This is a genomic window from Streptomyces coacervatus (assembly GCF_029223485.1).
Lineage (GTDB): Bacteria > Actinomycetota > Actinomycetes > Streptomycetales > Streptomycetaceae > Streptomyces > Streptomyces coacervatus.
On record NZ_JARHTP010000006.1, the window covers coordinates 290,410 to 303,120 of the forward strand.

General features: G+C 68.6%; 2 protein-coding genes (1 of these 2 only partly in view). Both read right to left on the bottom strand.

The window, feature by feature from the left end; genetic code table 11:
• A complete protein-coding gene (locus tag P2Q00_RS17250; protein ID WP_275773424.1) occupies positions 1-1,272 on the bottom strand; it encodes an MFS transporter in 1,272 nt (423 codons plus the stop codon).
• Positions 1,272-12,711 carry the final stretch of a non-ribosomal peptide synthase/polyketide synthase gene (locus tag P2Q00_RS17255; protein WP_275773425.1) on the bottom strand. The gene runs 19,643 nt beyond the window's last position, so only the last 11,440 of its 31,083 coding nucleotides appear in the window; the start codon falls outside the window, past its right edge; the stop codon is at positions 1,272-1,274. Before P2Q00_RS17255 ends, P2Q00_RS17250 begins: the two co-directional genes overlap by 1 nt.

The window sequence follows — 12,711 nt, forward strand, 5'->3', positions numbered from 1 at the left end:
TCACCTTGGCATGTGACCGGAATCATCCGTCCCGCCCTCGGCGGGGGTCAGCGTCGCAGCCACCAATACAGTCAGAAACAGGACGAAGGCACCGACGACGATGCTGGTCGCCGTGACACCGAAGCACTCGATCACATAGCCACCGGACACCGCACCCAGAGCATTCGCGCCAGACAGCAGAAAGCTGCTGGCACCGCTGACCCGGCCCTGCAGCTCATCCGGCGTGACCCGCATTTGGTACACGGCCCCGATGACGTTGAATAGGCTTGCCACATAGGAAATTCCCGCCAGGATGCAGGCGAGCGCCACCGGATCACGAGTGGCCACCGCCAGTGGTATGAGCATCGTCCAGAGCGCGAAGCCGGCCACCATCGAGCGGTGGAAGCTCAGTCTGCGGGTGGCCCAGGGCGCGTTGAGCGCTCCCAGCACCCCGCCGACCCCGCCCGCACCGAGCACGACGCCGACGACGGTGGGCGAGTGCCCGCCACTGCGGATGGTCACCATCACGGCCAGCAGGAGCACCTGGAACACCAGGTTGCTCCCGGCGAACACACCGGTGACCCGCCTGGCATACCTGCGCTGCCACAGCCAGCGGAGCCCCTCCGTGATGTCGACGTGAAGAGGCTGCCGCGAGACGGGGTGCGGAGGCTTGAAGTTCCTTCTGAGCAGCACGAGCAGGACCACGGCGAAGGCGTTCGCGACCGCGTTGACGGCGAAGGGCAGCCATCTCGCCAGCGTGAACAGCAGACCGCTGCCCGGCTGACCGAGCAGTCCGATCGCAGCTCCGCGCACCTCGTTCTGCGCCATGGCCTCGGGCAGTTGTTCCGGAGCCACGACATGCCGGACCATGGCACGCTCGGCCAGCTGACAGACCAACACGAGTGCGGCCTGGGCGAAGGCCGCGATCATCAGGCCCGGCAGCCAGAACCAGCCCCCTGCCTCGGCCACGGCAACCGCGCCGACTGCCAGGAGACCGACGATGTCACACCAGAGCATCACCCTTCGGCGGTCCACCCGGTCCACCAGCGCACCGGCCGGCAGTTGGACCAGGAAGCTCGGCAGCGCGGCGGCGAACGTCACCAGTCCCGTCGCGCTTGCCGAGCCGGTGTGCCACAGGGCCAGCAGCGGATAGGCCACCATCGTGAACGAGGTGCCGAGCCGGGAGATCCCGGAGCTCACCCACAGCCGGATGAAGTCCGCGTTCTTGCGCAGCGGCGGCACATTGCCGCCGGCCGCGACCGACTGCTCGGTCGCGGCCGTGGGCTCCGTCATCAGTTGCGGCCCGGTCCGTCGACGTTGCCCTGTTCCCGCCGCACGGCCTCGTCGATGGCCCGCTGCCAGACACCGGCCAACCGGGTCCGCCCCCCGGCCAGCACGGTGGCGATGAGGTGCTTGACCAGTTCCCGGCCGCTCACCGAGTTGCTCAGCATCACCAGGCCGAGCCCGGAGTGCGCACGCATCCAGGTCATCGCCTGGTAGCCGGCCGCCTGTCCGCCGTGGCCGAACTCCATGTCGCCACTGGTGGTGTCGATGATGGTGCTCCAGCCATAGGCACGATCGGACTGCGGCGTGAGCATCTGCCGCACCAGTCCGGTATCGACGAGGCTCTCCTCCCGCCCCAGATAGCCGCGTCGCACTTCGGCGGCGAAGCCGGCGAGGTCGGCGGCCGTCGTCCACAGGCCACCGCCGGCCGCCTCCGGGTTGACGTAGTAACCGTCGGACATCTGCCTGCCCACCTCGTCGTGGCCACGCGCGAACCTGCGCCCGGAGCTGTCCGGGAACCGCGGGTCGAAGCTGCTGTCGTTCATGCCCAGCGGCTCGAAGACCAAGCGGCGCGCGAGGTCGGGGTAGGACTCCCCCGTGATGTCGACCATGGCCTGCTGGAGTACGGAGAAACCGGTCAGGCTCTTCTGGAACACCTTGCCGGGAGTCTCCCCCATCGCGACCGGTGGGGTCTTGGCCGGAGGACGCCCGTTCAGTACATCCAGCAGCGTCGGCACCGGATCGAACCGGTGATACCCGTCGGCGAGAGGCGGATGCTGAGCGAACCCGCCGAGGTTCGCCAGAAGCATCCTCGCCGTGACCGGGTGACCGGGTGCGGAAGGAATGCGCCACGACGTCAGGTACTCATTGAGGTCCCGGTCGAGGTCGAGCCTCCCTTCCGAGACCAGACGCAGCACCGTGAACGTCGTCACGTGCTTGCTGATCGAACCGGCGGCGAACACGGTGTACGGGGTGACCGGCTCGGAGTCCGCAGCGCTCACCACGCCGAAGCTCCTCACCTCCGCGGCCTGCCCGTCCTGGAGCAGAGCAAGGCTCACACCCGGGATCTCATGCTCGGCCATCACCTTCTCCACCTCGGCCACGGTCGACTCGAAGGCGGCCGGCCCGGAGCGCCGGGCGCCCTTGCCGACGGTGCCGACACCCTGCCGCAGCACGGCGCTCAGCTCCTCCACCTGCTCGTCGGCCAGTCGCTGGACGGTCCGCGGATCGTGCACGGCGGTGCTGTGGGTCCACTGGAGATACAGCTGTTCCCCGACGAGGTATGCCTCGACCTCCAGCAGATGCGCGCGCATCGCGTCCTGCGCGCCGACCGATGCGGCCCGATCCGGGACGAACGCCAGCGTGGAGTCACCGCCCGGCGCCTGCCGCGGGGTGAAGGTGAAACCGACCTCCGGCGCGGACAGCGTGGCCAGTTCCTCCGCCACATCGGCGTCGGGCGCCAGATGGCGGAGCAGCCCGTATCCATGACTCGGCTCCGGAAGGGTACGCAGTTGCCGCGCCACTGACCGCAGAGCGGCAGTGGCATCGCCACTTCCCGGAACACGCAGCGACACCGGGTAGCTGTCGGTCAGCGGGCCGACCGTACGGGCCAGGGCCTCACCACGGTCCGGGTCGTGACGCGGGTCCACGGTGACGTCGATGGCCACGCGCTCCGCTCCGGCCCACCGGGCCAGTGTCCGCGCCAGCGTCCCCAGCAGCAGGTGCTCGGGGTGGGCGTCGTTCAGCAGCACACCGGTCAGCTCGGCCGACAGGGTCGCGGTGACGCTGTTGCCGACGGCGTCCGTGTGATGTTCCCGCGCACGATCGACGGGCAGGGGAGTCGCGTCCGGCCTGTTCAGCCACACACCGGCCTGATCCAGCACCTCGTCGGAGAACGCCAGCCCCGCCAGGTCGCGCGCCCATGCATGCAGGGGCGTGCCCACGGGCGGCAAGGACACCGGCTGCCCTTCAGCGCTCTGCCGGTACGCGACGTTCAGGTCACCGAGTACGACCGACCACGAGTACTGGTCGAGTGCCGAGTCGAGGGCCGTGAGCCACAGTTCGCCCGGCGTCCCCTCCTCGAACCGGACCAGTGTCCCCCGGATCACCGAGCCCTGCCCGGCGTCAAGAGCGGCACGCGCCTGAGCCAACGCCTCGGTCATCGCAGCCGACCGGTCATCAGCGGGCACCGTACCCAGGTCGAGTACGCGAACCAGCGCCTCGTCCGAAATCTCGGTCAACTGGGCTCGTCCACCAGGGACTTGGCTGCCGTACCGAAGACGGAGCGCCTCATGGTGCTGAACCACTTCCCGCAGTGCCCGTTCGAGGGCGTCGGCGTCAGCCGGCTGATTCAGCGACAGCCGGACCGTTCGGCCTGCCGAGGATTCACTGTCCGGCCACTTGAGGTGCCCCGGCAGGAGCGGCATCCCTTCCTCAACCGGGAAGCGGTCCTCATCCCTCTCCATCATCTGCGCCAGCTCGCCGAGGCTCCTCGCCTGGAGCACCAGCCACATGGACAGCGGGATTCCGGCCGCCTGAGCCGCTGACAGGAGTCGTACGGCTCGGATGGAGTCGCCGCCGAGGTCGAAGAAGCTGTCGTCGACGCTCACTTGCTCCAGGCCGAGGACCTCCGCCCAGATCACGGCCAGCCGCTCCTCCAGCGGGGTGCGGGGCGCCACGTAATGCCGGCGCGCCGAGAACGTCTTCGCTTCCGGCGCGGGCAGGGCACGGTGGTCGACCTTTCCGCTGTTGGTCAGCGGGATCCGGTCGATGGCCACGAACGCCGCCGGGACCATGTACTCCGGCAGGCTGGCCCCCAGGTGACGCCGCAGGTCAGCGGTGTCGATCGCGTCGTCGGCGACCACGTAGGCGACCAGGGTCTTGTCGCCCGCCTGGTCCTCACGGGCCGAGACCACCGCATCCCGCACCGCCGCGTGGGCCCGCAGGACGGTCTCGATCTCACCCAGCTCGATCCGGTAGCCGCGGATCTTGACCTGGCTGTCGATGCGGCCGAGGTAGTCCAGCGAGCCGTCCGGCGACCGCAGGACCAGGTCGCCGGTGCGATACAGCCGTCCGCCCGCGGGACCGAACGGGCTCGGCACGAACCGCTCCGCCGTCAGATCAGCACGGCCCATGTAGCCGCGCGCCAGACCCACACCACCGATGAACAGCTCACCGCTGACGCCGTCGGCCACCGGCCGGCCGTTGGAGTCGAGCACGTACAGGTCGGTGTTGGCCAGCGGCCCCCCGATCGAGACCGTCTCGGTCTCCTCGGGCACCTCCCAGAACGTCGACCAGATCGTGGTCTCCGTCGGACCGTACACATTCACCAGACGCCGGGTCTTCTCACGGAGCTCACCCGCCAGCTCCGGCGAACAGGCCTCGCCACCCACCAGCGCCGTCACCGCTTCATCGGCGAAACCGGCCGCGAGCAACAGCCGCCAGCCCGACGGCGTCAACTGCACATGCGCGACCCGGTTCCTGCCGATCAGCTCTACGAGCGCCTCGGCGTCCCTGGCCTCAGTGCTCGACGCCATCACCACACGCCCACCCGTCACCAGCGGCAGGAACAGCTCCAGTCCCGAAATGTCGAACGAGATCGACGTCGACGCCAGCCAGGTGCTCTCACTGTCACAGCCCGCAACATCGGCCATCGACATCAACAGGTTGTGCAGGGCCCGGTGAGGGATCATCACGCCCTTGGGGCGGCCGGTCGATCCGGACGTGTAGAGCACATACGCCAGCTCATCGGCGCCCGGCCGCGCGCCCAACGACCCGGCCGACTCCGCAGCGATCACCGCAGCATCCGCATCCAGCAACACCCGATGCCCGTCGAAGCCGTCCGCGGCCACAGTCGACTCGGTGACCAGGACCGACACCCCGGCATCACTGAGCATGTAGGCACGGCGCTCTTCCGGCAGCCCCGGATCCACCGGCACATACCCCGCACCGGCCTTCCACACCGCCAGCATCGCCACCAGCACACCCGGACCACGGTCCAGGCACACACCCACCACCGAACCAGCAGCCACACCCAGCCCACGCAGATGATGCGCCAGCCGATTCGACCGCTCCTCCAACTCCCCGAACGTCACACACTCGTCGCCACACACCACAGCAGGCGACCCCGGCGCCGACGCCGCCCGAGCCTCGAACAACTCCAGCGTGCTGCCGCCCGACCACTCGACGACCTCACCCTCCGCCCGGCCCCACGAACCCTCGGCAAGACACGTCGCCGACGCATCCCCCTCAGCATCCGCAGCCATCGCCTCCAACACCGACCGATACATCGACGCAAGCCTCGCCAGACCACTCCGGCCGATGACATCCGTCGTCGTAGCCAGGTTGATGTCGCCATGCGTTGTCACGACGCTCAGTGCGAAGTCGGTGCCGCCGCCCTGGCCGTCGGACCCGGTGCCGACCGTGGCCGCATCGACCTGGTGGAAGTTCTGGTGCTCGAACATCACCGAGAGCAGACGCCGGCCGCTGTCGGTCTCACGCTGGATGGCCGGGAGCGGATAGCGACGGTGCGCCCAGATCTCCGCCTCCTGCGCGTACACCTGCTCCACCAGCCGACGCCACGTACCCGCCGGACGGACCGCCGGGAACGGCACCGTGTTCAAGTGCATACCCAGCACCCGATCGGCACCCGGAGCCTCCAGCCGACCGTGGAACACCACACCCGTATGAAACGCACCCTCACTCGTCAGCGAGCTCATCACCTTCAGATGCGCCGCCAACAGCACACTCTTGAGCGACGTGTTCGCCCGCAGCGCCAGCCCACGCAACCCCTCCTCAAGATCCGCGAACGGCACTTCGGTGCCGATTCGCTCGCGCAGGGAGTCGGCGCCCTCCGACCAGGCCGCCGGAATCCGCAAGGGAGCGTGCTCATCGACCACGCCCCGCCAGAAGGAGCGGTCGCCGTCACTGCTCAGCGACTCCAACTCCGCCGCGACGAAGTCGGCATAACGCACCGAAGGCGCCACATACTCGGGCAGCTCACGACCGTCACGCAGGTGCTGATAGCACTCCACGATCTCCATCGCCAGGGTGTTGATGGTCCAGCCCTCGGCGATGGCGTGGTTGTAGCTGAAGGTCAGCCGCCACGTCTCATTCGACTCCAGGTGTACGGCGAGCCTCATCAAGGACGTGCTCGTCAGGTCCGACGGCGCGGCGCACTCCTCGTAGGCGAATGCGCGGAGTGCCTCACGCTGCTTCACAGCCTGCAGCTCGCGCAGGTCCCGGACGGCCAGCGACAGTTCGGCGTCGGCGTGTACGAGTTGCAGCGGCTGCGAGTATCCGCTCAGGTGCATCGACGTGCGCAGGACATCGTGGCGGCTCGCCACCACGTCCACCGCTGCCCGCAAGGCCTCGGCCGAGAAGGGCCGCGCATCCGGAATACGGAACGAGTTGATGTTGTGGTAGGCGACCTGGTCCTCACCCCTGTCAAGGGTGGCCAGCATTTCCACGAGCATGCCGGTCTGGATCTGCGACAGCGGATAGGCGTCCACGACGTCCTCGGGCAGCGCGGCCCGGTCCTCGGCGCTGATCAGCGCAAACGGCTCGACCGCCGCGATCAGCGACTCACCCGCCGTCTGCCCCGACAACCGTCCCGCAAGCTCCGCGATGCTCCGGAACTCGAAGACATCGCGCACCGACACCTCATACCCGGCCGCACGCATTCCGCCGACGAGGCGTACGGCTCGGATGGAGTCGCCGCCGAGGTCGAAGAAGCTGTCCTCGACACCGACCTGTTCCACGCCCAGGACGTCGGACCAGATGGCGGCCAGCCGTTCCTCCAGCGGGGTGCGCGGCGCCACGTACCGGCTCGCCGAGAACATCTCCGCCTCGGGTGCGGGGAGAGCGCGGTGGTCGACCTTTCCGCTGTTGGTCAGCGGGATCCGGTCGATGGCCACGAACGCCGCCGGGACCATGTACTCCGGCAGCGTGGTCCCGAGGTGACGCCGCAGGTCGGCCGTGTCGATCGCGTCGTCGGCGACCACGTAGGCGACCAGGGTCTTGTCGCCCACGTGGTCCTCACGGGCGGAGACCACGGTGTCCCGCACCGCGTCATGGGCCCGCAGGACGGTCTCGATCTCACCCAGCTCGATCCGGTAACCACGCACCTTCACCTGGCTGTCGATACGGCCGAGGTAGTCCAGCGAGCCGTCCTGCCGGCGCTGTACCAGGTCGCCGGTGCGGTACAGCCGGGAACCGGCCGGGCCGAACGGATCGGGGACGAACCGCTCCGCCGTCAGACCCGCGCGCCCCATATAGCCGCGTGCCAGACCCGCACCGCCGATGAACAGCTCACCACTGACGCCATCGGCCACCGGCCGGCCGTTGGAATCCAGGACATACAGGTCGGTGTTGGCCAGCGGCCCCCCGATCGAGACCGACTCGGTCTCCTCGGGCACCTCCCAGCACGTCGACCAGATCGTGGTCTCCGTCGGACCGTACACATTCACCAGACGCCGGGTCTTCGCGCGGAGCTCACATGCCAGCTCCGGCGAGCACGCCTCGCCACCCACCAGCGCCGTCACCGCTTCATCGGCGAACCCGGCCGCGAGCAACAGCCGCCAGCCCGACGGCGTCAACTGCACATGCGTGACCCCGTTCGCGCCGATCAGCTCTACGAGCGCCTCGGCGTCCTTGACCTCGCCAGCCGACGCCATGACCACACGCCCGCCGCTGATCAGCGGCAGGAACAGCTCCAGCCCCGAAATGTCGAACGAGATCGACGTCGACGCCAGCCACACACTCCGGGCATCACTACCGGCGACACCCGCCATCGACATCAACAGGTTGTGCAGAGCCCGGTGAGGGACCATCACACCCTTCGGCCGGCCCGTCGAACCGGACGTGTACAGCACATACGCCAGCTCACCAGCACCCGGCCGCACACCCAACGACCCGGCCGACTCACCGGCAATCGCCTCAGCGTCCGCATCCAGCAGCACCCGATGGCCGTCGAACTCCGCAGCCCCCACGCCGGATTCAGTGACCAGGACCGACACTCCGGCATCCGTGAGCATGTAGGCACGGCGCTCTTCCGGCAGCCCCGGATCCACCGGCACATACCCCGCGCCGGTCTTCCACACCGCCAGCATCGCCACCAGCACACCCGGACCACGGTCCAGGCACACGCCCACCACCGAACCAGCACCCACACCCAGCCCACGCAGATGATGCGCCAGCCGGTTCGACCGCTCCTCCAACTCCCCGAACGTCACCCGCTCATCACCGAACACCACAGCAACGGAATCGGGAGCCGACAACGCCCGAGCCCCGAACAACTCCAGCGCGCTGTCGCCCGACCACTCGACGACCTCACCCTCCCCACGACCCCACGAACCCTCGGCAAGACACGCCACCGACGCATCCCCCTCAGCATCCGCAGCCATCGCCTCCAACACCGACCGATACATCGACGCAAGCCTCGCCAGACCACTCCGGCCGATCACATCCGTCGTCGTACCCAGGTTGATGTTGCCGCCGGTAGGAATCACGTTCATGGCGAACTCATTGATTCCGTCGTTCAGGCCCTGGGCGACATCCACCTTGTCCCTGTCGACGTGGTGGAAGTCGAGGTACTCGAACAGGACGGAGAGCAGATGGCGGGAGTTGCCGGACGCACGCTGGATGGCGGGCAGCGGGTGTCGCCTGTGCGCCCAGATCTCGACTTCCTGCGCGTACACCTGCTCCACCAGCCGACGCCACGTACCCGCCGGACGGACCGCCGGGAACGGAACCGTGTTCAAGTGCATACCCAGCACCCGATCGGCACCCGGAGCCTCCAGCCGACCGTGGAACACCACACCCGTATGGAACGCATCCTCACTCGTCAGCGAGCTCATCACCTTCAGATGAGCCGCCAACAGCACACTCTTGAGCGACGTGTTCGCCTTCAGCGCCAGCCCACGCAACCCGTCCTCGAGATCCGCGAACGGCACCTGCACACCATGACGCTCCGGCGCACCCTCCTCCGCCCCCGCCCACTCCGCGGGAAGCCGCAACGGAGCATGCTCCTCCACCACACCCCGCCAGAACGACCGGTCGACCTCACTGCCCAGCGACTCCAGCTCCGCCGCGACGAAATCGGCATAACGCACCGAAGGCGCCACATACTCGGGCAGCTCACGACCGTCACGCAGGTGCTGATAGCACTCCACGACCTCCATCATCAGGGCGTTGTAGCTCCACCCCTCCGAAATGGCGTGGTGATAGGTGAAGTTGAGTCGCCACGCCTCGTCGGAGTCGATGAGAGCGGATATGTGCAGCAGAGGCGCCGTGGTCAGGTCGAAGACGACCGCGTGCTGCCGGGCGACGAACTCCCTTTTCAGGCGCTCCTGTTCCTGAGCGTCCAGGCCGCGCAGATCCTCAAGGGTGACCGGATGGTCGGCCGCTTCGTGGACCAGTTGCATGGGCTGGGAGTAGCCGCTCAGGTGCATCGACGTGCGCAGGATGTCGTGCCGGCGGACCACGATGCCCACCGCTTCCTCCAGAGCGGTCAGCGAGAACGGCTGGTCGTCGCGGATCCTGAAGGAGTTGAGGTTGTGGTAGACGGCCCTGCCGCCGGGCTCGGCAGCCATGGTTTCGGCCAGCATGCCGGTCTGGATCTGTGACAGCGGGTAGGCGTCGACCACGCCCGCCGGGAGCGCCGCGCGGTCCTCGTCGCTGATCAGAGCGAACGGGGACACCGCTTCGATCAGCGACCGGCCCGCCTCATGACCGGCCATCTGAGCCGCCAGGGCGGCGATGGTGCGGTACTCGAAGACGTCCGGGATCGACACGTCGTACCCGACGGTGCGCATCGCGCCGACGAGGCGTACGGCGCGGAGGGAATCGCCGCCGAGGTCGAAGAAGCTGTCCTCGACGCTGACCTGGCGGACACCGAGCACCTCCGACCAGATCGCGGCCAGCCGCTCTTCGACGGGGGTCTGCGGTGCCACGTACCGGCCGGCCTCGAAGGCCGCGCGGTCGGGCTCCGGCAGCGCCCGATAGTTGATCTTTCCGCCGCTGATCAGAGGGATGGCGTCGAGGCTGACGAAGGCCGAGGGAATCATGTAGGCGGGCAGCGTGGCGCTCAGGTGCTCGCGCAGCCGGCCGGCCGAGGGAGCCGCGTCGTCGCCGTCGTCGCCGACCACATAGGCGACCAGGGACTTCTCGCCGCTCTCCGTGGCCGGAGCGGTGACAACGACCTCGCGGACCTCCGGGTGGGTGCGCAGCGCGGCCTCGATCTCGCCCAGCTCGATGCGATAACCGCGGACCTTGACCTGGCTGTCGACCCGGCCGAGGAAGTCCAGCGAACCGTCCGGCAGACGCCGCACCAGGTCACCGGTGCGGTACAGCCGTGCGCCGACGGGGCCGAAGGGGTCGGGGACGAACCGCTCGGCCGTCAGCCCTGCACGGCCGAGGTAACCGCGCGCGAGGCCGGGGCCTCCCACGTAGATCTCACCCGGTACTCCCACGGGCACCAGCTGCTGCCGGGCGTCCAGCACATGGATGCTCAGGTCGGCGATCCGCCGGCCGAGGTGGCTCCTGGACGGGTGCTCGAAATCGTCCGCGACGAGTTCGTGGAAGGTGCAGTGCACCGTGATCTCGGTCGGGCCGTACAGGTTGACCAGCGCCGTCCGGTCCAGCCCGGTCCTCGCGACCCACGGCCGCAGCTCGGTGATCTCCAGCTTCTCGCCACCGAACACGATGGCGCGCAGGGCGAGCCGGTCGATCCGGGTGTCCGCCTCGCCGGCCATGGCCGCGAGGGCGCGGAACGCCGAGGGGATCTGGCACAGGACGGTGACCTGCTGGGAGACGAGCAGGTCGAGAAGGTCCTCGGGGGAACGGCTGACCTCCGGCGGAACGATCACCAGTCGGCCGCCGTGCAGCAGTGCGCCCCACATCTCCCACACGGAGAAGTCGAAGGCATAGGAGTGCGACTGTGTGACGACGTCGTCGCTGGTGAAGTTCATCTGCCGGCTGATGGCCGCGAACATGCGCAGGACGTTCGCATGGGTCAGCGTGACGCCCTTCGGCTTCCCCGTGGAGCCCGAGGTGTAGATGACGTACATCAGGTTGTCGGGCGTGCCGACCGGGGTCGGGTCGTCGGCGGGCTGGGCGTCGATCGCGTCGCGGTCGTCGTCGGCGTCGAGGAGGACCAGTTCGCCGCCGTAGATGTCGGCGAACGTGGGCACGTGCTCGGCCCTGGTGATCAGGATCGGGGTGTCCGCGTCGTCGAGGATGTACGCCAGGCGGTCGACCGGGTTGGTCGGGTCGAGCGGCACATAGGCCGCGCCGGACTTGAGGACGCCGAGCAGCGTGGGTACGAGGTCGATGTCCCGCTCGAGCGAGACACCGATCAACGTGTCCGGCCCCGCTCCGAGCTGGCGCAGGTGACGGGCGAGTCGGTTGGCTCGCTCGTTGACCTGCCCGTAGGTGAGCTCCGTCGCGCCGAAGGTCACCGCGACGGCGTCCGGTGCCGAGGCGGCTCGGTCGGCGAAGACGCCGTGGACGAAGCCGTCGACGGGCTCCTCGACGGTGCTGTTCCACTCGGTCAGCAGCCGGGCTCGCTCGTCCTTCGGCAGGCAGGGCGCGGTGGCGCTGCCGTCGAGGTCGGCGGCCATCGCCTCCAGCACCGCGCGGTACATGGAGGCGAGGCGTTCCAGATTGTCCCGGCTGACCGCGTCGGCGCTGCTGGCCAGCTGGATGTGCCTGCCCGATGCCACGACACTGAGCGCGGCCTCGTTACGGCCTTCGTTCAGGCCGCCGTCGGTGTCCACCGCCTCGGCGTCGACCTGGTAGAAGTCCTGGTGGTCGAAGAGCGTGGTGATCAGGCGCTGGTTGCTGCCCGCGTCCCGCTGGATGGCGGGCAGCGGATAGCGGCGGTGCTCCCAGATCTCGGCTTCCTGCGCGTACACCTGCTCCACCAGCCGACGCCACGTACCCGCCGGACGGACCGCCGGGAACGGCACGGTGTTCAGGTGCATGCCCAGCACGCGCTCGGCGTCCGGGGCCTCCAGACGGCCGTGGTAGACCACACCCGTGTGGAACGCGTCCTCGGGCGTCAGCGTGCTCAGCACCTTCAGATGCGCCGCCAGCAGCACACTCTTCAACGACGCCTTCGCCCCACCGGCCAGCCGCCGCAGACCCTCCTCAAGGTCCGCGAACGAGATGCGGGCGCCGTGCCCCTCCTCCGCCTTGCCGTCTTCGGCAGCCCAGGTGGAGGGGAGCTCGAAGGGAACGTGACCGGCGGTGACGTCCTGCCAGTAGGCGCGATCCTCGGAGTCGGCGAGCGACTTCAGCTCGGCCGCGACGAAGTCCGTGTACCGCACCAACGGCGCCTGGTAGGAGGGGAGTTCGCGGCCGTCGCGGAGATGCCGGTAGCACTCCACGATCTCCATCATCAGGGTGTTGAGCGTCCAACCTTCGGACACCGCATGGCAGTTGCTGAGG

What these genes read in the sequence shown, in the direction of transcription:
- P2Q00_RS17250 (WP_275773424.1), bottom strand. Translation starts at nt 1,272, where the DNA reads ATGACGGAGCCCACGGCCGCGACCGAGCAGTCGGTCGCGGCCGGCGGC.